Annotated in this window: 16 protein-coding genes and 4 pseudogenes; 15 read left to right on the top strand and 5 right to left on the bottom strand. The window is 69.8% G+C overall.

What is annotated here, in order from left to right:
* Positions 1-27: 27 nt before the first annotated feature.
* The 3 genes and pseudogenes from ACFHVL_RS25750 to ACFHVL_RS25740 all read left to right on the top strand — a co-directional run.
* The gene (locus ACFHVL_RS25750; RefSeq protein WP_416631017.1) at positions 28-156 is read left to right on the top strand and encodes a hypothetical protein; all 129 of its coding nucleotides are present in this window, start codon (positions 28-30) and stop codon (positions 154-156) included.
* A gap of 131 nt (positions 157-287) precedes the next feature.
* Positions 288-1,469 carry an acyl-CoA dehydrogenase family protein gene (locus ACFHVL_RS25745; RefSeq protein ID WP_416631013.1) on the top strand — a complete coding sequence of 394 codons (1,182 nt, stop codon included), beginning with the start codon at positions 288-290 and terminating at the stop codon, positions 1,467-1,469.
* 47 nt (positions 1,470-1,516) lie between these two features.
* Positions 1,517-2,467 (top strand): annotated as a pseudogene (locus ACFHVL_RS25740) (IS630 family transposase); the annotation flags it as partial.
* Positions 2,468-2,508: 41 nt separating this feature from the next.
* Here the strand turns inward: ACFHVL_RS25740 and ACFHVL_RS25735 are convergent.
* Positions 2,509-3,030: pseudogene (locus tag ACFHVL_RS25735) on the bottom strand (IS982 family transposase); the annotation flags it as partial.
* Positions 3,031-3,107: 77 nt separating this feature from the next.
* On the opposite strand from ACFHVL_RS25735, the pseudogene ACFHVL_RS25730 reads away from it, so the two are divergent.
* Together ACFHVL_RS25730 and guaA are read left to right on the top strand one after the other, a co-directional pair.
* Positions 3,108-4,687, top strand: a pseudogene (locus ACFHVL_RS25730) (GMC family oxidoreductase); the annotation flags it as partial.
* A 10-nt stretch (positions 4,688-4,697) separates the two neighbouring features.
* Entirely contained in the window at positions 4,698-6,251 is a 1,554-nt protein-coding gene (guaA, locus tag ACFHVL_RS25725) for a glutamine-hydrolyzing GMP synthase (RefSeq protein WP_416631012.1), read from the top strand.
* Positions 6,252-6,284: 33 nt separating this feature from the next.
* Here the strand turns inward: guaA and ACFHVL_RS25720 are convergent, their stop codons facing one another.
* On the bottom strand, positions 6,285-6,617 hold the full coding sequence (locus ACFHVL_RS25720) for a PspC domain-containing protein (protein WP_416631011.1): 333 nt from the start codon (positions 6,615-6,617) through the stop codon (positions 6,285-6,287).
* A gap of 169 nt (positions 6,618-6,786) precedes the next feature.
* Between ACFHVL_RS25720 and ACFHVL_RS25715 the strand changes: the two genes are divergently transcribed.
* The 3 genes from ACFHVL_RS25715 (at position 6,787) to ACFHVL_RS25705 (ending at position 9,945) form a co-directional block, all read left to right on the top strand.
* Positions 6,787-7,734, top strand: coding sequence for an NUDIX hydrolase (locus ACFHVL_RS25715; RefSeq protein WP_416631010.1), 948 nt, complete (start codon positions 6,787-6,789; stop codon positions 7,732-7,734).
* 118 nt (positions 7,735-7,852) lie between these two features.
* Complete coding sequence (locus tag ACFHVL_RS25710) at positions 7,853-8,788, top strand: NUDIX domain-containing protein (RefSeq protein WP_416631016.1); 936 nt, start codon at positions 7,853-7,855, stop codon at positions 8,786-8,788.
* A gap of 233 nt (positions 8,789-9,021) precedes the next feature.
* On the top strand, positions 9,022-9,945 hold the full coding sequence (locus tag ACFHVL_RS25705; protein WP_416631015.1) for a CDP-alcohol phosphatidyltransferase family protein: 924 nt from the start codon (positions 9,022-9,024) through the stop codon (positions 9,943-9,945).
* 70 nt (positions 9,946-10,015) lie between these two features.
* On the opposite strand, the gene ACFHVL_RS25700 is transcribed toward ACFHVL_RS25705, so the two are convergent.
* From ACFHVL_RS25700 to ACFHVL_RS25690, 3 genes are all read right to left on the bottom strand, one after another.
* Positions 10,016-11,269 carry a phosphatidylserine decarboxylase gene (locus tag ACFHVL_RS25700; RefSeq protein WP_416631009.1) on the bottom strand — a complete coding sequence of 418 codons (1,254 nt, stop codon included), beginning with the start codon at positions 11,267-11,269 and terminating at the stop codon, positions 10,016-10,018.
* Between the two features lie 74 nt (positions 11,270-11,343).
* On the bottom strand, positions 11,344-11,634 hold the full coding sequence (locus tag ACFHVL_RS25695) for a hypothetical protein (RefSeq protein WP_416631008.1): 291 nt from the start codon (positions 11,632-11,634) through the stop codon (positions 11,344-11,346).
* Positions 11,631-13,334, bottom strand: a complete 1,704-nt coding sequence (locus ACFHVL_RS25690) for a PspC domain-containing protein (RefSeq protein WP_416631007.1) — start codon at positions 13,332-13,334, stop codon at positions 11,631-11,633. Before ACFHVL_RS25690 ends, ACFHVL_RS25695 begins: the two co-directional genes overlap by 4 nt.
* 196 nt (positions 13,335-13,530) lie before the next feature.
* Here ACFHVL_RS25690 and ACFHVL_RS25685 point away from each other — a divergent pair.
* The 7 genes and pseudogenes from ACFHVL_RS25685 to ACFHVL_RS25655 form a co-directional block, all read left to right on the top strand.
* A pseudogene (locus ACFHVL_RS25685) lies at positions 13,531-14,727 on the top strand (PspC domain-containing protein); the annotation flags it as partial.
* Between the two features lie 185 nt (positions 14,728-14,912).
* Positions 14,913-15,620: a LuxR C-terminal-related transcriptional regulator gene (locus ACFHVL_RS25680; protein ID WP_416631006.1), complete on the top strand. Its 708-nt coding sequence runs from the start codon at positions 14,913-14,915 to the stop codon at positions 15,618-15,620.
* Positions 15,621-16,083: 463 nt separating this feature from the next.
* The gene (locus tag ACFHVL_RS25675) at positions 16,084-17,685 is read left to right on the top strand and encodes a peptide ABC transporter substrate-binding protein (RefSeq protein WP_416631005.1); all 1,602 of its coding nucleotides are present in this window, start codon (positions 16,084-16,086) and stop codon (positions 17,683-17,685) included.
* 105 nt (positions 17,686-17,790) lie between these two features.
* On the top strand, positions 17,791-18,801 hold the full coding sequence (locus tag ACFHVL_RS25670; protein WP_416631004.1) for an ABC transporter permease: 1,011 nt from the start codon (positions 17,791-17,793) through the stop codon (positions 18,799-18,801).
* A 72-nt stretch (positions 18,802-18,873) separates the two neighbouring features.
* Positions 18,874-19,806 (top strand): ABC transporter permease, encoded by a 933-nt coding sequence (locus tag ACFHVL_RS25665; RefSeq protein ID WP_416631003.1) that lies wholly within the window; start codon positions 18,874-18,876, stop codon positions 19,804-19,806.
* Positions 19,807-19,814: 8 nt separating this feature from the next.
* Positions 19,815-20,858: an ABC transporter ATP-binding protein gene (locus ACFHVL_RS25660; protein WP_416631002.1), complete on the top strand. Its 1,044-nt coding sequence runs from the start codon at positions 19,815-19,817 to the stop codon at positions 20,856-20,858.
* Complete coding sequence (locus ACFHVL_RS25655) at positions 20,851-21,861, top strand: ABC transporter ATP-binding protein (RefSeq protein ID WP_416631001.1); 1,011 nt, start codon at positions 20,851-20,853, stop codon at positions 21,859-21,861. Before ACFHVL_RS25660 ends, ACFHVL_RS25655 begins: the two co-directional genes overlap by 8 nt.
* The last annotated feature ends 88 nt before the right edge of the window (positions 21,862-21,949 follow it).

The following is a 21,949-nucleotide window of genomic DNA, read 5'->3' as shown; positions in this document are numbered from 1 at the left end:
CTCGCCGACGTCGGCCTCGACCCCGCCCTGTACGCCCGGGTCGCCGAGCGCCTCGACGAGCAGGTCCGCTCAGCACGGGAGTGGCGCGACCAGATCAACACGTACTTCTTCCGCAAATCCGGCGTCCCGGACGCCCACGGCCACCGCATCTTCTGATACTCGCCTCCCGAACCGCTCGGACGGCCCTGCCGCAGTCCCGAGCACCGACCGGCTGCGCAATCGGCGAGATGCGGTGGCGGGTAACCGAATGCCAAGGTCGTTCGAGGCTGACCGCACTAGGAGGATCGATGACAGTGACCACGGCACCGTCCCAGGAAGAAATTGTCCGGCGCACGGTTGAGCTTGTGCCGACCATTGCAAAAAACGCAGCCTGGGCGGACGACAACCGACGGCTCCACGAAGACACGATCGACGCGATCGTCGGTGCCGGGCTGTTGAGACTCCGGGTCGCACACCGATACGGCGGCTACCAGGCCAACATGCGCACCGTCGTCGATACCATTGCCGAAGTCGGCCGCGGTGACGGTTCGGCCGCCTGGACGACTGCGGTATGGACAATCTGCTCCTGGCTGGTGGGGCTGTTCCCGGACGAGGCCCAGGACGAGGTGTTCTCGACTCCTGACGCACGGGTCTGCGGACTACTCAGCCCGGGTGGCGCTGGAACTCCGGTGGCCGGCGGGCTGCTCGTGAGTGGACGGTGGGCGTTCAACACCGGTGCCTCGCAGAGCGACTGGAACTCACTCGTAGTGGTCGCACCCGGACCAAACGGTGAGATGTGGCCGGTGATGACGCTGGTGCCGACCAGGGACCTGCAGATCGTGGACGACTGGCACACCGTCGGCCTTCGCGGCACAGCCAGCGTCACCACCGCCGCACAGGACCTGTACGTCCCGCAACACCGGATCCTGCCGCTGGCCCCGGTACTGCAGGAACAGTGCGCATCGCAGCTCAACGCCGACGTTCCGATCTTCCGGGTGCCTATGCTCCTGACCGCTGCGACAACGACGGCGGGCACCGCGCTCGGGCTCGCCAAGGCCGCTCGGGACGCGTTCCTCGAGCGCCTGCCGGGGCGGAAGATCACGTATACGAGCTACGACAGCCAGCGTGCCGCCCCGCTCACCCACCTGCAGGTCGCCGAGGCGGCCCTAAAGATCGACGAGGCCGGTTTCCACGCCTACCGCGCCGCGGACCTGCTGGACGGCAAGGGAGTCTCCGGCGAGGCATGGTCCATTGTCGAACGGGCGCAGGTCCGCGCCGACCTCGGTCGCGCGGTTCAACTGGCCAAGGAGGCGATTGACATCTACCGGACCGCCAGTGGAGCGTCGTCGATCTACCAGCACGTGCCGATCCAGCGGATAGCCCGAGACATGGAGGCGCTCAGCCTCCACGCGATACTACACCCGGACACCAACTACGAGTTGTACGGCCGCATCCTGTGCGGGTTGGAGCCCAACACCGTCTACATCTAGCTAGTGTCCTGCGCCTTAAATCCGCTAAATGAGTCTGTACCTGGTACATGCCACGAACGGGACGCCCCAAGGCCGAGCTGACGTTGAGCGATGCTGACCGTGCCCAGTTGCTGCGTTGGACGCGGCGGGCGAAGTCTTCGCAGGCCCTGGCGTTACGGGCGCGGATCATCCTTGCCTGCGCCGAACCGGGCGCCAGTAACAAACAGGTGGCCGTCGACCTGGGATGTTCGGCACCGACGGTCGGCAAATGGCGTGCCCGGTTCGTCCGTCACGGCCTTGACGGGCTGGCCGACGAAGACCGCCCGGGCCGGCCCTCATCGGTAGCGCTGGACCAGGTCGAGGAGGTGATCGTGGCGACGTTGGAGTCCAAGCCGGACAACGCCACGCACTGGTCACGCCGGTCGATGGCGTTGAAGTCCGGGCTGTCGCGTTCGACGATCGGGCGGATCTGGAAGGACTTCGGCCTCAAGCCACACCGCGCGGACACGTTCAAGCTGTCCACCGATCCGCTGTTCGTGGAGAAGGTCATCGACGTGGTCGGGCTCTACCACAACCCGCCCGAACGGGCGGTGGTGCTGTGCGCCGATGAGAAGTCCCAGATCCAGGCTCTGGATCGTTCCCGACCGGTGCTGCCGATGATGCCGGGCATACCCGAGCGGCGCAGCCACGACTACCTGCGTAGCGGCATCACCACCCTGTTCGCGGCGTTCAACATCGCGGACGGGACCGTCATCAGCGAACTACACCGCCACCACCGGGCCACCGAGTTCAAGAAGTTTCTGGCCACCATCGACAAGACCGTGCCCGAAGGTCTGGACATCCATGTGGTCTGCGACAACTACGGCACCCACAAGACCCCGGCGATCAAGGCATGGCTGGCCAGGCATCCCCGTGTCCACCTGCATTTCACCCCGACCGGTTCGTCGTGGATCAACCAGGTGGAGCGGTGGCTCGCGTTCCTCACCGACCAACTGATCCGCCGTGGTGCCCACAAGAGCAGGATGCCGTCGTGTTCGGCGACGACACCGGCCTCGACCTACAGCATCGCGGCGAGGACCTCCCGCTCGCCGATCTTCGGGTTCGCCAGGGCCCACAGGATCGGCATACCGGTCGGGGTGCAGACCAGGTACAGGCGCAGTCCCCAGAAGAACCGGGAGTGGGAGGCGCAGTAGCCGTATCCGGCCCAGCCGGCCAGGTCCGAACGTTGGACGGTGGGGCGGGACATGCCGCACGGCACCGCGGTGGAGTCGACGATCCAGTGGTCGTCGAACCAGAAGTCGCTGTCGTGGGCCAAGTTCCGGATTGTCTTCTTGATCAGCGGGAGGACGGCGCGGAGCCGTTTGTTGTAGCCGGGCTGTTGTGGCAGGTAGGGGAACATGCCGGCCAGGTGGACACGGGCGTAGCGGATCCAGTGGGCTTCGGAACGGGCGCCGAGCAGGACCTGTGCCACGGCCAGGCAGACCAGTTCGGAGTCGGTCAGCAGTGGTGGTCTGCCGCGCCACCGGGGCGTGCGGATGCGGTCGTCGATCTTCACGTACAGTGCGGTCAAGAGGGTGTCCAGGTCTTGCGTCGCAACTTGATCTTGGACGCCCTCTCCTCATGCCCGGACATCGACCCCTGACTTCGGAACTACTCGTCGAGTTGCCGCGTACCTCGTGGCGGGTGCGACGATTCCTGTGGGCGCCGGCACTCGGCTGTTACGGCATCCAACGGATCACCCTGCTGCGCTCCGCCGGCAGGAGCGTGCCGGCCGGCCAAGGCGTGACGGCAGGTCAAGGCCCGCTGTCTGGCCGAGGCGGCGCGGGCACCGACAACCGGGCCGGGGTGCTGGTGCTCTCCGGGCCGGCGTCGGCGGCGGGTCGCTGGTCTACGCGAACACACCGTACGAGCCGCCGGCCGACTTCTACGCCGATCCGCAGTGGTCCGGCATCACCGACTGGCGGGCCGAGCTCGCCCCGCACTTCGCCCGCGCCAAGCAGATGCTCGGCGTCGTCGACTATCCGCGTACCACTGCGGCGGACCAGGCGATGCGGGCGGTCGCCGACCGGATGGGTGTCGGCGAAACGTTCCGGCCCACCCCGGTCGCCGTCTACCTGGGCCCGCCCGGTCAGCGGGTCGCCGACCCGTACTTCGGCGGGGCCGGACCGGACCGGGTCGGTTGCACGCACTGCGGGGCCTGCATGACCGGCTGCCGGGTCGGTGCCAAGAATTCGCTGCCGAAGAACTACCTGTGGTTCGCCGAACAGGCCGGGGCTCGGGTCCGGGCGCTGACCACGGTCGTCGGGCTGCGGCCGGGTCCGGACGGCGCCGGCTACCTGATCGAGGTACGCCGTACCGGTGCCTGGGTCGGCGGCCGGGAGACGATCACCGCCGACCAGGTGGTACTCGCCGCCGGGGCGCTCGGCACCCAACGGTTGCTGCACGCCGCCCGCGCCACCGGCGCGCTACCGGCGCTCTCGGCCCGGATCGGCACCTTGACCCGGACCAACTCGGAGGCGATCCTCGGCGCGGCGGTACCCCGGGTGGACGCCCGCCGCCAGCGGCTCGACTTCACCGACGGCGTCGCGATCACCAGCTCGTTCCACCCGGAGCCGGGCACCCACGTCGAGCCGGTCCGCTACGGCCACGGCTCCAACCTGATGGGGCTGCTGCAGTCGGCGCTGGTGGCCGGTGGGCCGCGTCGGGTTCGGCGCTGGCTGGCCGCGCTGGCCGGCCGGCCCGGGGACACGCTGCGCCTGCTGTCGGTACGGGACTGGTCCCGGCGCACCATCGTGGCGCTGGTGATGCAGTCGGTGGACAATTCGCTGACCACGTACCACCGTCGGGGCCGGCTGGTCGCCCGGCATGGGCATGGTCGGCCGAACCCGAGCTGGATCCCGGCCGGTCACCAGGCGGTGCGAATGCTCGCCGACGAGATCGGCGGTCTGCCCGGCGGTGCGGTCACCGAACCGTTCGACGTGCCGATGACCGCGCACATCCTGGGCGGAGCGGTGATCGGGGCGACCGCTGCCGACGGCGTCGTCGATCCGTACCACCGGGTTTTTGGTTGTCCGGGTCTGCACGTGGTCGACGGTGCGGCGGTGCCGGCGAACCTGGGGGTGAATCCGTCGCTGACCATCGTCGCGCTGGCTGAGCGGGCGATGTCGTACTGGCCGGTCAAGGGTGAGCCGGATTGTCGACCTGCACCATCGTCGGGCCGCTCCGACGACGGTCGGTAGGCTCCGGGGCATGAGCACGCCGCGCCCGGTCCTGGTGGTCGACTTCGGAGCCCAGTACGCCCAGCTGATCGCCCGCCGGGTGCGGGAGGCCAAGGTCTATTCGGAGATCGTCCCGCACGACATGCCGGTGGCCGAGATGCTGGCCAAGGAGCCGGCCGCGATCATTCTCTCCGGCGGCCCGGCCAGCGTCTACGCCGACGGCGCCCCGCGACTGGACCCGAAGCTGTTCGACGGCGCAGTGCCGGTCTTCGGCATCTGCTACGGCTTCCAGGCGATGGCGCAGGCGCTCGGCGGCACGGTCGCGCACACCGGCAACCGTGAGTACGGTGGCACTCCGCTGGCCGCTCGCCCCGACGCCGGGGTGCTGCTGCGGGAGCTGCCGACCGAGATCCCGGTCTGGATGAGCCACGGTGACTGCGTGACCGCCGCTCCGGAGGGGTTCGTGGTGACCGCCGGTTCGGCCGGGGCGCCGGTCGCCGCGTTCGAGGACGTCGCCGGCCGGCGGGCCGGGGTGCAGTTCCACCCGGAGGTGGCGCACACCGCGCACGGCCAGCTGATGCTGACCCGGTTCCTGTACGACATCGCCGGTATCGAGCCGACCTGGACCCCGCAGAACATCATCGACGAGCAGGTGGCCCGGATTCGGGCGCAGGTCGGCGACAAGGAGGTCATCTGCGGGCTGTCCGGCGGCGTGGACTCGGCGGTCGCCGCCGCGCTGGTGCACCGGGCCGTCGGCGACCAGCTGACCTGCGTCTTCGTCGACCACGGCCTGCTGCGTGCCGGTGAGGCCGAGCAGGTCGAGTCGGACTACGTCGCCGCGACCGGGATCAAGCTGAAGGTGGTCGACGCCGCCGACCGGTTCCTCGGCGCGCTGGCCGGGGTGACCGACCCGGAGCAGAAGCGCAAGATCATCGGTCGGGAGTTCATTCGGGTCTTCGAGGCGGCGGCCCGCGAGGTGGCCGCCGCCGGGGACGTGGAGTTCCTGGTGCAGGGCACCCTCTACCCGGACGTGGTGGAGTCCGGTGGCGGCACCGGCACCGCCAACATCAAGTCGCACCACAACGTCGGCGGCCTCCCGGACGACCTGCAGTTTGCACTGGTCGAGCCGCTACGCACGCTGTTCAAGGACGAGGTGCGGGCGCTCGGCCTGCAGCTCGGCCTGCCGGAGGCGATGGTCTGGCGGCATCCGTTCCCCGGCCCGGGTCTGGCGATCCGGATCATCGGCGCGGTCGACCGGCAGCGGCTCGACCTGCTGCGCGCCGCCGACCTGATCGCCCGCGAGGAGTTGACCGCCGCCGGGCTGGACCGTGACGTCTGGCAGTTCCCGGTGGTGCTGCTCGCCGACGTACGCAGCGTCGGGGTGCAGGGTGACGGGCGTACCTACGGGCACCCGGTGGTGCTGCGCCCGGTGTCCAGCGAGGACGCGATGACCGCCGACTGGTCCCGGCTGCCGTACGACGTGATCGGTCGGATCTCCACCCGGATCACCAACGAGGTGGCCGAGGTGAACCGGGTGGTGCTGGACGTGACCAGCAAGCCGCCGGGCACCATCGAGTGGGAGTGACCTGACCGGTCAGGCGGGCACCGGAGTGCCCGGTCAGATCGGGCCTCGGTCGCCTTCCACCGCCATCGTCGGTGCGGTGCCGGCCGGAGCGGTGCCGGGTGCCCCGGTGTGCGGCGGTGCGGTGCCGGGCCAGGCGGGCGCGGTCGGCGGCTCTTCCGGCATCAGGAACCAGATCACCGGGTAGGTCAGCGCGGCCAGGCCGCCGGTGAGCACGGTGACCACCGCGAAGATCACCCGGATCAGGGTCGGGTCGGTCTCGAAGTAGCGGCCGATGCCGCTGGCCACTCCGGCGATCATGCGGTCGGTGGTGGGGCGCCGGAGCTGCTTGTACGGGGCGTGAGCTGTGGAGCTGGCGGGTGTCGTCATGCTTCAACGATCCGCGCGGCGGACCCTGGCGACCTCGGTGACTGCCCGGATCAATACCCTGATCCGTCCCGTATTGCGGCTCTAGGTAGTCAAGTAGTTACCTAGAATACTGTCGCCAATCCGACAGTTTTTCCCGGCGAGGGTCCACCGACGGGCAGAATTCGGACTCGTGACCCCTGCCCTAGAGCCGCTTCGCAGGATCGCGGCATACGCTGTCTGTACCGATACGGAAGACCGGGTTCTCCTGGTCCGAGCCTCTCCGCGCTCCGGTACGCCAGGGGTGTGGTCACTGCCCGGCGGGGCGGTCGACCACGGGGAGGACCCCAACCACACCGTCGTGCGGGAAACCGCCGCCGAGACCGGCATCTCGGTCGCGGTCACCGGGCTCCGTGACGTCCTCGCCGACATGCGCTCACTGCCCCGGCGCGGCATCACCCTGCACACCGACCGGCTGATCTACCAGGTGGCCATCCGTGGCGGGCAGCTCTGCCACCGGATCAACCAGCCCACCGACCTGGCCCGCTGGTGCAGCCTGGACGAGGCGAAGCAGCTGCCGCTGCGTCCGTTCACCGCCAGCGCCCTCGGCCTGCCGCCGGAGACGATCGACCTGCGGCCGGACACCGCCCCCGACTTTCCCTCCTTCTACGCCGTACCCGGCCCGGACGGGCTGCACCGGGCGCAACGCTTCGCCGCGTACGCGGTCGCCACCGACCCGGCCCGGCGGATCCTGCTCACCCGGATCGCCCCCGGCTACCCCGGTGCCGGCCGTTGGCACCTGCCCGGCGGCGGCACCGACTACGGCGAGCAGCCCGGCGCGGCGCTCATCCGGGAACTCGTCGAGGAGACCGGCCAGCGTGGCCGGCTGATCCGGCTGCTCGGGGTGGCCAGCCACCGGGACGCCGCCTCGCTCGGCCCCGAGGGCTACCCGATCGACTGGCACGGCGTGCGTGCCTTCTACGAAGTGGCGGTCGACCGCCCGGCGCCGCCGATCGTCGGCGACGTCGGCGGCTCCACCTCGGAGGCCCGATGGTTCGGCAACTCCGAGCTGACGGCGATGCCGTCGTCGGAGCTGACCGAGGTGACCGCCGAGGCGGTCAGCGCCGCCCGGCTTGTCTGACGGCGCGCCCGACGCCGACCGGGACAACTGCGACGCTGGTACCGGCCGCGACGCTGGTACCGGCCGCGACGCTGGTACCGGCCGCGACGCTGGTACCGGCCGCGCGCGCGAGCGGCGGATCGCGGCGTACGGGGTCTGCCCCGACCCCGCCGGCCGGCTGCTCATGGTCCGCGCGTCCGCGCTCACCGGGGTGCCTGGCTGGTGGCAGATTCCCGGCGGGGGAGTAGAGCAGGGCGAGCACCCGGCCGACGCGGTGGTCCGGGAGTTCGCCGAGGAGACCGGGCTGGCTGTCGAGGTCGCCGACCTGGTCACCGTCGACTTCGACGTCGGCCCGGACCCGCGTACCGGCAGGTGGCGGCACACCGACCGGATCGTCTATCAGGTCGTGGTCCGCGACGGGGCGCTCCGGACGGAGGTCGCCGGAGGAACCGACCTCGCCCGGTTCCTCGACGAGCCGCAGTTGTCCGTGGCGACGGTGCTGCCGTGGTGTGCGCGGCTGCTGGGGCTGCCCGACCGGGAGCTGCCCGCCGCGATCACCGCGCCGCCAGCGCCGCCGCACCTGCTACCGCCGGGCGGCGAGACCCGCGGCGAAGGCGGACCGCCGCGCGGGCAACGGTTCGGCGTGTACGGGGTGGTCACCGACCCAGCGGGTCGGCTGCTGCTGACCCGGATCGCGCCCGGCTACCCCGGTGCCGGTCGTTGGCACCTGCCCGGCGGCGGCACCGACTTCGGCGAGCGGCCGACCGACGGGCTGCTGCGCGAACTCGTCGAGGAGACCGGCCAGCGCGGTCGGGTCGATGCGCTGCTCGGCGTACGGCATCATCACGACCCGGCCGCACTCGGCCCGGAGGGTCACCCGGTGGACTGGCACGTCGTGCAGGTGGTCTACCGGGCCCTGGTCGATCATCCGACGCCGCCGGTGGTGATCGAGGCGGCCGGCGGTTCCACCGGGGCGGTCGGATGGTTCACCCCCGCCGAGGTGGGCGCGCTGCCGTTGACCGACCTCGTGGTGGACGTCCTCGCAGGTGGGGCCGACGGTGCTAGCCGTAGCTAGCAGCAGGGCCGGAATTATGCCCGCTTTGCCCGGGAGGAAATGGCATAACCAAGACCGATCTCTCGCCAACCCGCGTCGGCTGTGCAATGGTGTAGGCCGCATAATCGGGCGTTCGTCGCACTCCCGCGACGGACGACCGACCGATGATGGAGGGATCCGTGGCGAGAGCCCCGTGGCGGCGGCGGCGTACGACCGACAGTCCGCGACCGGCAGGACGTCGATGGGCGGGTCCGCTGCGCCGCAGCGGCACCTTCGCCCGTCAGGTGCTGCTGGTCCGGGTAGGGCGGCGTAGCCGGGACGGGCACCGGCCGGGCCGGCCGGGGATCGATGCCCCGGGCCGGTTCGACATCGACCCGTTCACCGCGGCGGAGATCGCCGCCATCGCTCCGATCAGCCCGGCGATCGGTCCGGTCCGGCCGACGCCCGTCGAGCCCGGTGCGGCCGGCTGCGGCGTCGACGCGGTCACCGTACCGCTGCTGCCCGGCACCCCCACGGCGGCCCGCCGAGCCAGCTTCGTGCTGGTCAACGCGACCACCCTGACCAGCTTGACCCTCGGCCTCACCGCGATCATCCTGGCGATGGAGGGCGACGTACGCATGGCGGCGTTCTGCCTGATCGCCTGCGTCATCTTCGACGGCCTCGACGGCGCGCTCGCCCGACGCCTCGGCGTCGCCAGCCCGTTCGGCGCGCAGATGGACTCGCTGGCCGACATGTGTTCGTTCGGACTGGCCGCCCCGGTCGTCGTCTACGCCTCGCTGGCCGGCAGCGTCGCGACCCCCGGCGCCGCGGTCGCGTGCGCCCTGGTCGCCGCCTGCGCGGCGATCCGGCTCGCCCGATTCAACGTCTCGCCGAAGGATGGCGGGTTCTTCACCGGCGTCCCGACCACCCTGGCCGCCGCGGTGCTCGGCCTCGGGGTGCTGATCGAGGTGCCGATGCCCGGCGGGGTACAGGTCGCCGTCGTCGCGCTGCTCGCCTTCGCGATGGTCTCCAGCTTCCCGTACGTCAAGCTGGCCCAGCTGCTCCGACTGCCGCCGTGGCTGTGGGCGATGCCGGTGGTCGGCGCACTGATCGACGTCCGGTTGACCTTCGGACTGATCGTGCTGGCGTACCTGTCCAGCGGGCCGCTGCTCTGGCTGCACCGGCGCCGGGCGATCTGACGATCCCACTGTCTCGACGGACTGGGCGCGGCCGGTCATCGGCCGCGCCCAGTGCTGTCTGGTTGCCCGGTCAGCGCCAGCGGGCGATGACCGAGGCGCCGCCGGCCACCCGATCACCCGGGCCGACCAGCGCGTCGGCGGACTCCGCCGGCAGATAGACGTCGGTACGGGAACCGAACCGGATCAGCCCGAACCGCTCACCCTTGGCCAGCAGCGCACCGACCGGGGCGCGGTGCACGATTCGGCGAGCCACCATCCCGGTACGCTGCGCGACCACCACCCGGCCGTGGGTAGTGTCCAACACGGTGTACGCGGCGACGTTGTGCTCCGCGGCCGGCTTCATCGCCGCCGCGAATCCGCCGTCCACGACGAAGTGGTCGGTGACCCGACCGGCCACCGGCGCGCGGTTGACGTGCACGTCGAGGATCGACAGAAAGACCGCGATCCGCAGGAACTCGGTGGCGCCGAGCCGGGCGTCGCGTACCCGTTCGACGGAGAGCACCCGCCCGTCGCTGGCCGCCACCACCGCCGTCGGATCTTCCGGGGTGTCACGCTGCGGGTCCCGGAAGAACGCGGCGACCGGCACCGCCGCCAGCGCCGGAAGCAGCCACAGTCGGCTCTTGGGCCGGGCGGCCCGAGTCGCGGCGGCCAGCCCGAGGGCGATCGCGGCGGCCGCGACGCCGTTGGAGTCGATGTGCATGCCCCGGGTCAGCGCAACGCTGCTGGTCCGCATCGCCGGCCCCAGTTTGTCCGCCCGTGCCGTAGCGGCAGCGGTGAACCGCAGCCGGTGCACCCGCACCGGTGGCACGTTGCGCAACACCAGGTCGCCGCCGACGCCGAAGAGCGCCGCCTGGCGATCCAGCTCGGCTGCTGCCCCGGAGGTGCTGGCGGGCAGCGCCGGTGTCGCCACCGACAGCACGCCTCCCTCGGTCAGATACTTGGCGTACCCGTCGATCGTGGTGCGTGCGTCGTCGCCGGAGCCGGCCAGGGCCGTCGCGACGATCAGGTGGTCGGTCGGGTCGGCGGCGGCCAGCGTGTCGACGACCCGGACCCGTTCGCTGACCCAGCTGCCGTGGCTGTCGACCTCCGACCGTAGCCCGGCCGCCTGTTCGCCCTCGGCCGGCACCACTGTCAATGTGTCGCCGGGCAGCAGCCCGTCTATCGCCGCGCCCAGCACCGTCGAGCCCGGGGTGGTGCCGACCAGCAGCGCGTGCTTCTCGGCGTTGTCGCGGGCGAGTTCGGCGGTCAGCGCCCGAGCGGCGCGGTCACCGAGGTCGACCGGACCGCGCGGGCCGGATGCGGGTGGGACGGGGGAGTTCGACATGCGGACGGGCTCCTTGCGGCGATGGCGGGACGCGAACCCAGCATAGGTGGCAGCCCGACCCGCCGCAGTGGCTGTCAACCGCGTGGAGTTTCGGCGGACGTCTCCTCGTCGTCGGCCGTCTCCGGCAGGCCGTCTCCGGCGGCAGCGGTGCTGTCCGGGCTGGTGCTGTCCGGCGTGCCGGCGCGGCCGGAGCGCAGCGCGCCGACCAGTCCGAGCAGACCGACCAGGATCAGGCCGCCCGCGACCACCCAACCGACCCTGGGCAGTGGAACGTCGACGTACTGGGCGATCACCCACCACCCCGCGATCAGGCTGAAGATCAAGCCGAAGGTGAGGGACACGCCATCGATACGGTGTCGTTTCACCGGGTCACCTCCAGCTCGCCAGTGCTGATTCGGATCCGCAAGGTCAGGTCGCCGCCGCCGGGGCCGTCGGATCCGAGATCAGACACCACCCGGGGGGTCTGCCCCAAGCCGGACCACTGCTTGCCGAAGACGACCGCTTCGCCGGTCTTCAGGTCGACTTCGGTGCGTACGTCGACCTCCGGTGGCAGGTACACCTTCAGCTCGCCGAGGGAGATTCGCACCGTCACGTCCGACTGCTGGTCGGTGAAGTCGACTTCACGCAGGTCCAGGATGGCGTTGCCGAAGCTCTTCTCGTACCGGAACGCCAGCTGTTCGTAACTCGCCGGTGTCCAGACCACGTCGTCGGTCTGGGTCGGGCCGACCGCCTCGGCGAGGCTGGAGACGCCGACCGCGGCGGCGGCGACCAGCCCGAGCGCGATCAACCACCGGGCCCGGCCGAACCAGGCCCCGACCAGCAGCCCGGCGGCGATCGTGGCCAGCACGGCGGCGAAGTAGGCCGACGGCGGGGTCGCGGCGGCGTCGGTCAGGTCGATCGCGGCCACCAGGCCGAGCACGACGAAGATCATCGAGAAGGTGATGGTGCCCAGCCGGGACCGTTCCCGGGGCGGCGGTGGCGGCACCGGCGGGGCGGGCGGTGGCGGCGAGTCGTGCTGCGGTGGGCGGTTCGCGTACGGGCCGTAGGGCGCGAACGGGGCCCGGTAGCCGGCCGGGTAACCACCCGGCCCGGTCGGCGGTGGGCCCGGCACCCGGTACGGCACGGCCGGCGGGGGCACCGTGACCGGCTGGGTCGCGGTGGTGGAGTAGCCGGTCGCCGGATGGCCCGCAGCCGGGTAGCCGGCCGCCGGATGGCCCGTGCCGGTGGGATGGCCGGATGCCGGTGGTGTCGGCGGGCCGTACCCGCCCGCGACCGGGCCCGATGTGGGCCAGCCGGCGGGCGTCGTCGGCGGGTACACGGTCGGTCCGTACCCGTACCCCGGTGGGGTGCTGGGGGTGCCGGGCGCCGGCCCGAGTTGGCCCGCGTTCCGGTTCAGCAGCAACGCCCCACCGATCAGCACCGCCGATCCGAGTAGCACCGCCCGGAAGCTGTCGGTGACGATGAAGGCGAACATCACCGCGGCGAGGATGCCGAGTAGCAGCACGGTCACCGGTGACATGCTCGACTGGCCCCGGCCCAGCATCCCTTCGACCGGCGAGGTGCTGTCGCCTTCGCTGGGGGTGGCGAGCCACACCACCAGGTAGACGAGAATGCCGATGCCGCCGAAGAAGCCGAGGACGGCGAGCAGGACACGCCAGAGGATCGGGTCGGTGTTGGTGGCCCGGCCGATGGCGCTGCAGACTCCGGCAAGGTAGCGGCCGTTGCGGGGGCGCACCAGCCCGTACCGGGAAGAGAAGGCACCGGACGGCGGCGGCGGCGGGCCCCACCCGGGCCCACCCGGGCCAGGGCCGCCGGCTCCTCCGGTGGCGTTGGTGGTGCCGGGCCCAGTGGGATCCGCGGTGCCGGGCCCTGCGGGAGCTGCGGTGCCGGGCCCTGCGGTGCCAGGGTCTGCGGCAGGGCCCGCGGTGCCGGTTGTGCCGGGGCCGGCCGCGCCGGTGCCCGGAGTCGTGCTGGTGGATGCGGCGTCGGCGGGGTCGCTGCCCGGGCCGCCGCCCGGTTCGGAGGGCTGCGCCGGCCCGGATGGCTGGGTCGCGTCGTCGGTCATACCGTGATCCTGCGCGCCGGGTCGCCCGGCCCGCCTCGGGAACCGACCCTGAACGCACCCTGAGATCCGTGGCCGGTGACCATCCGGGACGTCCCCGTGGTGCGCGGGCGGGCACCGTGTGACGATCGAACCACCGCGCCGGCCAGGGTGGCCGGCGGCGGCTCATTCGACCTGGGAGGCAACGATCACCACCGCGATCGAGCCGCCACGGCTGTATCGCAGCCGCGAGCATAGGGTGGTTGCCGGGGTAGCCGCCGGACTCGCCCAACACCTGCGGCTGCCGGTGGTCGGCGTACGGGTGGCGTTCCTGGTCCTGCTCGGGTTCAGCGGGCTCGGCGTGCTGCTGTACGCGGCGTTCTGGGCCGTCGTACCGCCAGCGACCACCGGCCCGCCCAAGCGTCGCGACCTGGCCGAGTTGCTGCCCTTCGTGGCGATCGGCCTCGGTGTGATGCTGATCCAGGTGCTGATCTTCGGATCGAACGGGCTGAGCGCCACCGCCGGCTGGCTGGTGGCGGTCATCGCGCTCGGGGCCGGCATCATCTGGCACCAGTCGGCACCGGAGCGCCGCCGGGCCTGGAGCGAGACCCTGCCGCAGGTGCCCTGGCTGGGTGCGGTGGTGGAGGAGAACGACCGCCGGGCTTTCCTGCTGCGCTTCATCGGCGGGGGACTGCTCGTCGCGGTCGGGGTGATCGGCGTGGTGGCGGTGTACTCGCCGCAGGGCAACTCCGCCGCGGTCGTCAACGGGGTGATCTTCGCGCTGGTCGGGCTGGCCGGCGTCGGGGTGGTGACCGCCCCGGTGCTGTGGCGCACGTTCAACCAGTTGCGGGCCGAACGGGAGGGCCGGGTCCGGGAGCAGGAGCGGGCCGAACTCGCCGCCATGATCCACGATCAGGTGCTGCACACCTTGGCGTTGATCCAGCGCAACGCCGGTGACGCGAAGACCGTGCAGCGGCTGGCCCGAGGCCAGGAGCGTTCGCTGCGGAACTGGCTGTACAAGCCGACGGCGTCCCCGACGGAGCGGTTCGCGGCGGCGTTGGAGCAGGCGTCGGCCGAGGTGGAGGACACCTTCGGGATCAGCGTCGAGACGGTGGTGGTGGGGGACCGGGGCACCGACGAGCGGGTCGGCGCGCTGGTCGCGGCCGCCCGGGAGGCGTTGGTCAACGCGGCGCGCCACGCCGGGGTCCGGACGGTGTCGCTGTACGCCGAGGTGGAGCCGGACCAACTCAGCGTCTTCGTCCGGGACCGGGGTGCGGGCTTCGACCCGGATCAGGTGGAGGACCATCGACACGGCGTGCGCGGGTCGATCATCGGGCGGATGCGGCGGCACGGCGGTCGGACGGAGATCATCAGCGCACCGGGGGCAGGTACCGAGGTCCGCCTGATGCTTCCGGTCGGCCCGGAGAGCCCTCAGCCGGCCCAACCGGTCGATCCAGCGACTCGGGCACCAATGAGCCCGGCACCGTCTCCGGCCCCAGCGACCACAGCCTCACCTCCGGCGCCCGCCGGCGCAGGGGCGGCTGGCGGGATGGCTGGCGGGGCGGCGGCAACCGGCGACAGACGAAGCGAGGACGAGTAGTGATGAGCGAGCCGTTCAGGCAGCATCCGGCGCCCGGTGACCCGGTCACCGGGGACGATCGGCGGTTGCGGGTCTTCCTGGTCGACGACCATGCGATGTTCCGCGCCGGGGTACGCGCGGAGCTCGGCGTCCACGTGGAGGTCGTCGGGGAGGCGAGCACGGTCGCCGAGGCGGTGAGCCGGATCGCCGCGACCGGTCCGGATGTGGTGCTGCTCGACGTACACATGCCGGATGGTGGGGGGCGGGCGGTGCTGGACGCGATTCTGCGCGGCCCCGGCGGGGACCGGTCGTCGGTGCGGTTCCTGGCGCTGAGCGTCTCCGACGCGGCCGAGGACGTGATTGGCCTGATCCGGGCCGGTGCCCGCGGGTACGTCACCAAGACGATCTCGCCGGAGGACTTGGCGGCCGCGATTCACCGGGTGGCCGAGGGAGATGCGGTGTTCAGCCCGCGGCTGGCCGGGTTCGTGCTGGACGCGTTCGCGGCCCGGCCGGACGCACCGGTGGTGGACCCGGAGCTGGACCTGTTGACCAACCGGGAGCGTGAGGTGCTGCGGTTGCTCGCCCGGGGCTACGCGTACAAGGAGATCGCCAAGGAGCTGTTCATCTCGATCAAGACGGTGGAGACCCACGTCTCGAACGTGTTGCGAAAGCTGCAGATGTCAAACCGGTACGAACTGTCCAGATGGGCAGCCGATCGTCGATTGATCTGACCGATCAGTGGACTTGCTCTATCTCCCGAATGGTGGGAACCTGGTGGCGGTCTGACGTCGCGCTGTCCACCAAGATGCCTGGTCGCCCCGGGCCAGGGTGGGTCTGCTGCGGATCGCCGTTCATTGCGAAGTTACAAACTGGCAATTGCCGCTAATCCGGCAATCGGACACCTTACACAAGGGGTGACGCTAGGTAGGCACATGACGTCCTATCGTAATGGAGGGCTCGCGGGGAAGGTCACACACGGGCGTTCCTACTCTTCGGTAATCCGGGTTGTACAGTGGTCCGATGCCCTGGTCAGGATGGGTTCGAGGCGAGGTCGAGAGATTTCGATCGGCGTATCGAGGCAGTCCCGACCGCGTATCGGCTTGATAACGGCACCTTCACGTAACGGGCTACCTGGTGTCACAGTGTCAGTCACCTCACAACCCCCCCCGTGAGCGCCCTGAGGAGGCTCCTCCCATGCGTGGGAAAACCCTAAAAGTGGCGGTTGCAGCGACCGCCATCGCTCTGTTCGCCACCGCTTGCAGTAGCGACAGCGGAGAGGCCCCGGAGTCCAACGACTCCGGCGGCACGCTTCGCATCTATGCCTCGGAGCCGGCCTTCCTGATGCCGTCCGCTGGCGATGACGAGCCGTCGATCCTGGTGCTCCGCCAGCTCTACCGCGGTCTGGTCAAGTACAACGCCGAGACCGGTGAGCCAGAGATGGATCTCGCCGAGTCGATGGAATCCGAGGACAACAAGACCTGGACCGTCAAGCTCAAGGACGGCTACACCTTCGACAACGGCGAGCCGGTCAACGCCGACGCCTTCATCCGGGCGTGGAACTACACGGCGTACGGGCCGAACGCCCAGAACAACGCGTACTTCATGAAGCGCATCGCCGGCATCGACGAGGTCAGCGGCGAAGAGCCGGCGGCCGAGGAGCTCTCCGGTCTGGCCAAGGTCGACGACCTGACCTTCACCGTCGAGCTGAAGGAGCCGTTCGCCGGCTTCCCGGCGATCGTCGGCTACTCCGGCTTCTTCCCGATGGCCGAGGCCTGCGCCAGCGACACCGACGCCTGCAACGAGACGCCGATCGGCAACGGCCCCTACAAGATCGACGGCAGCTGGCAGCACGACGTCGGCATCACGCTGGCGCGTAGCGACACCTGGGCCGGTGAGGACAAGGGCAAGGCCGACGTCCTCGAGTACAAGATCTACGCCGATGTGGACGCCGGTTACGCCGCCTTCCAGTCCGGCGAGCTGGACGTCATGTACACCATCCCGCCGGCGCGGTACCAGGAAGCCAAGCAGCAGTACGGCGAGCAGATGTACGAGGCACCCGGCGACAGCTTCACCTACGTCGGCCTCCCGACCTACGACGAGCGCTTCGCCGACAAGCGGATCCGCCAGGCATTCTCGCTCGCGCTGGACCGGCAGGGCATCATCGACGCGGTCTTCGACGGCCGGTTCACCCCGGCCGAGGGCGTCGTGGCACCGACCTTCGACGGCTACCGTCCGGGCGTCTGTGACTACTGCACCCAGGACATCGATCGGGCCAAGGAGCTGCTGGCCGAGGCCGGTGGCTGGGAGGGTGGCCCGCTGACCCTGTGGGCCAACGCCGGTGCCGGTCACGAGCAGTGGCTGCAGGCGGTCGGCGACCAGATCAAGGCCGCGCTGGGCATCGACTACGAGCTGAAGGTCAACCTGCAGTTCCCCGAGTACCTGGCCACGGCCGACGAGAAGGAGTTCACCGGTCCGTTCCGCCTCGGCTGGGGCCCGGACTACCCGGTGGTGGAGACCTACCTCTACCCGCTCTACGGTTCCGGCTCGGACAGCAACAGCTCGGGCTACAACAACCCGGACTTCGACGCGCTGATCGCCCAGGGCGACGCCGCAGCGGACCTCGAGGCGGCGATCCCGTTCTACAACCAGGCCGAGGACCTCATCGTGGAGGACATGCCGGTCATCCCGATGTGGTTCAGCAAGATCGCCGCGCTGTACGGCGAGAACGTCGACGAGTTCGTCTGGAACAAGATCTCGGACGCTGAGTACGGAAAGATCACTCTGAAGAACTCCTGACCTGCGAGTCTGACTGATCAAGCCGTAACGCGACGTGGCGGCAACGGGAACTCCCACGAGGGGGCCTGTTGCCGCCACGTTTAGCGCCGAGAGGAGACCCCCGACATGGGGCGCTACGTCATCCGACGGTTGCTCCAGTTCATTCCCACCGTGCTGGGCACCATGTTCCTACTGCACTACGTCACGTCGCTGGGCATCCAGTTCAGCGGCAACCCGGTCCGGGCGATCTTCGGGGACCGCAAGCCGACCGACGCGCAGCTCGCCGCCATGACCGAGAAGCTCGGCTTCGGCGACGACTGCCTGGAGCAGCCGGGCAACTGGTGCATCGGCCTGTTCGCCGACCGGCTGCAGAGCATCTTCCTGCACTTCGACTTCGGCATCAATCTGCAGCAGGAACCGGTCACCGAGCTGGTCTCCCGGGCCCTGCCGCACACCCTCCGGCTCGTACTGATCGCCATCGTCTTCGAGGCGGTCATCGGCATCCTCGCCGGTGTCCTGGCCGGCCTGCGTAACGGCAGCTTCTGGGACTACCTGGTCAAGATCTCCACGGTCTTCGTCATCTCCGTGCCGATCTTCGTGCTCGGTGTCGTGGTCCGCCAGTACGTCGGTGTCGAGTTCGGCAACGTCCTGCGGGGCCAGGACTGGATACCGGAAGTGATCTCCCGCGGTGTCTTCGGCGCCGGCTTCATCGCCGACTACCCGACCGCCAGCCTGGTCATCCCCGGCATGGTGCTCGGCGCGGTCTCGCTGGCGACCACCGCGCGGCTCACCCGGACCAGCATCATGGAGAACGTCCGGGCCGACTACGTGCGTACGGCCAAGGCCAAGGGCCTGACCAACCAACGGGTCATCGGGGTGCACACGCTGCGTAACTCGTTGATTCCGGTGATCACCTACCTCGGTGTCGACATCGGCGCGCTGATGGGCGGTGCGGTGGTCACCGAGCGGATCTTCAACGTCCGCGGTATCGGATCGCTGGTCGCCCAGGCCGCCACGTCGGGCGAGGCCCCGGTGGCAATCGGCGTGGTGACGATGCTGGTCATGGTCTTCCTGCTGGTGAACCTGCTGGTGGACCTGCTTTACGCGGTCCTCGACCCGAGGATCCGCTATGAGTGATCGCAATGGACCGAACATCCGGCCCGGTGCCGTGCCGATCCACGGCGGACCGAGCGTAGCGAGGTGCCACCCATGAGTGATTCGACCCATCCCACGGCCACTGCCGGTGGCACCGAGGTGGCGCCGCCACCATCGGAACCAGCCCAGCCCACGAACGAGCGAAGCGCCAGCTTGTGGGCCGACGCGCGGCGCCAGCTGCTGCGTGACCCGGTCTTCATCGTCGCCTCCATCTACGTGCTGCTGGTGGCATCGATGGCTGCGTTTCCGATCCTGTGGACCCGCCAGGACCCACGGGCCTGTGACGTCCAGCGGACCAGGATCCCGCCCAGCTGGGAGCATCCGTTCGGGTTCAACAACCTGGGGTGCGACTACTACTCGCACGCCATCTACGGTGCCCGGCCGTCCCTGCAGATCGCGATCTTCGCCACCCTGGGGATCGTCCTCTTCGGTGGTATCGCGGGTCTGCTCGCCGGGTACTTCGGCGGCTGGGTGGACGCGATCATCTCCCGGATCACCGACATCTTCTTCTCGCTGCCGTTCCTGCTCGGTGCGATCGTCTTCCTGACAGTGATCAAGCAACAGAACGTCTGGACCCTTGCCATCGTCCTCATCGTGCTCGGCTGGACCACGATCGCCCGGATCATGCGGGGCAGTGTGCTGTCGTCCAAAGGGCTGGACTACGTGCAGGCGGCCAAGGCGATGGGTGCCGGGCACGGTCGGCTGATGATCCGGCACATCCTGCCGAACGCGATCGCCCCGATGGTCGTGTACGCGACGATCACCCTGGGCGCGTTCGTCTCCGCCGAGGCGACGCTGACCTACCTCGGGGTCGGCCTGCAGCCGCCGGAGGAGTCCTGGGGCATCATGATCTCGCAGCACCAGGTCTACTTCCTCGAGCATCCGTGGTTGCTGCTCTTCCCGTGCGGACTGCTGGTCGGCACGGTGCTCTCCTTCATCCTCATGGGCGACGCGCTGCGCGACGCCCTCGACCCGAAACTGCGGTGAGGTGAGCCATGACGACAGACAAGAGCATCACCGCCACCATCGATGCGCTGCCCGGCCTCGACTCCAGTGCCCCGCCCCTGGCCGTCAAGGATCTGCAGGTCGAATTCCGGACCCGCAACGGCATCGCGCATGCGGTCAACGGGGTCAGCTTCTCGCTGCAGCCCGGTGAGACCCTGGCCATCCTCGGCGAATCCGGCTGCGGCAAGAGCGTCACCGCGCAGGCGATCATGGGCATCATCGACTCGCCGCCCGGTTTCGTCACCGGCGGGGAGATCAAGTACCGCGGCGTCGACATGCTCACCTTGCCCGAGTCGCAGCGGCGCAAGATCCGGGCCAACCGGATCGCGATGATCTTCCAGGACGCGCTGTCGGCGTTGAACCCGGTCTTCACGGTCGGGTTCCAGCTCAGTGAGCTGTTCCGCAAACACCGGGGAATGTCCCGGGCCGACAGCAAGATCCGCGCGGTCGAGCTGCTCGACCTGGTGAAGATCCCGGCCGCGAAGCAGCGGGTGACCGACTTCCCGCATCAGTTCTCCGGCGGCATGCGCCAGCGGGTGATGATCGCGATGGCGCTGGCCCTCGATCCCGAGGTGCTGATCGCCGACGAGCCGACCACCGCACTCGATGTCACCGTGCAGGCCCAGATCATGACGTTGCTCGCCGAACTGCAGCGGGAACGCAACATGGGCATGGTGCTGATCACCCACGACATGGGGGTGGTCGCCGATGTCGCCGACCGGATCTCGGTGATGTACGCCGGTCGGGTCGTCGAAGAGGCACCGGTCCGGGACATCTACGCTTCGCCGGCCCACCCGTACACGAAGGCCCTGCTGGAGTCGATCCCTCGGATCGACCTCAAGGGCCAGGAGCTGAACGTCATCAAGGGCCTGCCCCCGGCGCTGACGAACATCCCGCCGGGCTGCTCGTTCAACCCGAGGTGCCGGTACGCGCAGGACGTCTGCCGGGTGGACCCGGAGCCGCCACGTTTCTCGGTCGCTCCCACCCGCACCTCCGCCTGCCACTTCTGGAAGGAGGTCAAGGGCGATGAGTGACGTTGTCCTGGAGACCAAGGACCTGGTCAAGCATTTCCCGCTGACCAGGGGCATCCTGTTCAAGAAGCAGTTCGGCGCGGTACGCGCGGTCGACGGCATCAACATCTCGCTGCACCGGGGCGAGACGCTTGGCATCGTCGGCGAGTCCGGCTGTGGCAAGTCCACGCTGGCCAAGTTGCTGGTTGGGCTGGAGACTCCGTCAGCCGGCTCGATCGTGGTGCACGGCAAGGACATCGCCAGCCGCAGCGGCGCCGAGACCCGACGGGCGCGGCGCAACATCCAGTTGGTGATGCAGGATCCGTACACATCGCTGAACCCGCGGATGACGGTCGGCGACCTGATCGGCGAACCGTTCGAGATCCACCCGGACGTGGCCCCGAAGAGCGACCGCAGCCGTCGGGTCCAGGAGCTGCTGGAGCTGGTGGGTCTCAACCCGGACCACGTCAACCGCTACCCGCACCAGTTCTCCGGTGGGCAGCGGCAGCGGATCGGCATCGCCCGGGCATTGGCGCTGCGCCCGGAGATCATCCTCTGCGACGAGCCGGTCTCCGCACTGGACGTGTCGATCCAGGCTCAGGTGATCAACCTCCTGGAGCAGTTGCAGAAGGAACTCGGCCTGTCGTACATCTTCATCGCGCACGACCTGTCGGTGGTGCGGCACATCGCGCACCGGGTCGGGGTGATGTATCTCGGCAAGATCGTGGAGATCGGCACCGAGGAGGAGATCTACGAGCGGCCGACCCACCCGTACACCCAGGCGTTGCTCTCCGCGGTGCCGCTGCCGGATCCGACGGTACGTGGCCTGCGGGACCAGATCGTCCTGGAAGGTGACGTGCCGTCGCCGGCCGATCCGCCGTCGGGTTGCCGGTTCCGTACCCGGTGCTGGAAGGCGCAGGACATCTGCGCCGCGGAGGAACCTCCGCTGATGATCCGGGACGCCTCGGCTCACCCGAGCGCCTGCCACTTCGCCGAGGTACGCGACGTCGTCCACGCCGTCGAGTAGCCCACCCGTACCCCGGCGATCTTGCAGTTATCGATAGCTTTTGTCCGGTATGACCGTCGATAACTGCAAGATCGCGTGGGTGGGGGGC

It is taken from the genome of Micromonospora sp. LOL_023 (assembly GCF_048060115.1).
In the GTDB taxonomy this organism is placed as follows: Bacteria; Actinomycetota; Actinomycetes; order Mycobacteriales; family Micromonosporaceae; genus Micromonospora_E.
The sequence above is the reverse complement of the archived record's forward strand: the minus strand, read 5'-3'. Positions and strand labels throughout refer to the sequence as shown.

Excerpts from the sequence above, each read along its gene's own strand:
- ACFHVL_RS25745 (WP_416631013.1), top strand. The coding sequence starts at position 288 with ATGACAGTGACCACGGCACCGTCCCAGGAAGAAATTGTCCGGCGCACG.
- guaA (WP_416631012.1), top strand. The coding sequence starts at position 4,698 with ATGAGCACGCCGCGCCCGGTCCTGGTGGTCGACTTCGGAGCCCAGTAC.
- ACFHVL_RS25720 (WP_416631011.1), bottom strand. The coding sequence starts at position 6,617 with ATGACGACACCCGCCAGCTCCACAGCTCACGCCCCGTACAAGCAGCTC.
- ACFHVL_RS25700 (WP_416631009.1), bottom strand. The coding sequence starts at position 11,269 with ATGTCGAACTCCCCCGTCCCACCCGCATCCGGCCCGCGCGGTCCGGTC.
- ACFHVL_RS25690 (WP_416631007.1), bottom strand. The coding sequence starts at position 13,334 with ATGACCGACGACGCGACCCAGCCATCCGGGCCGGCGCAGCCCTCCGAA.
- ACFHVL_RS25680 (WP_416631006.1), top strand. The coding sequence starts at position 14,913 with ATGAGCGAGCCGTTCAGGCAGCATCCGGCGCCCGGTGACCCGGTCACC.
- ACFHVL_RS25675 (WP_416631005.1), top strand. The coding sequence starts at position 16,084 with ATGCGTGGGAAAACCCTAAAAGTGGCGGTTGCAGCGACCGCCATCGCT.
- ACFHVL_RS25670 (WP_416631004.1), top strand. The coding sequence starts at position 17,791 with ATGGGGCGCTACGTCATCCGACGGTTGCTCCAGTTCATTCCCACCGTG.
- ACFHVL_RS25665 (WP_416631003.1), top strand. The coding sequence starts at position 18,874 with ATGAGTGATTCGACCCATCCCACGGCCACTGCCGGTGGCACCGAGGTG.
- ACFHVL_RS25660 (WP_416631002.1), top strand. The coding sequence starts at position 19,815 with ATGACGACAGACAAGAGCATCACCGCCACCATCGATGCGCTGCCCGGC.
- ACFHVL_RS25655 (WP_416631001.1), top strand. The coding sequence starts at position 20,851 with ATGAGTGACGTTGTCCTGGAGACCAAGGACCTGGTCAAGCATTTCCCG.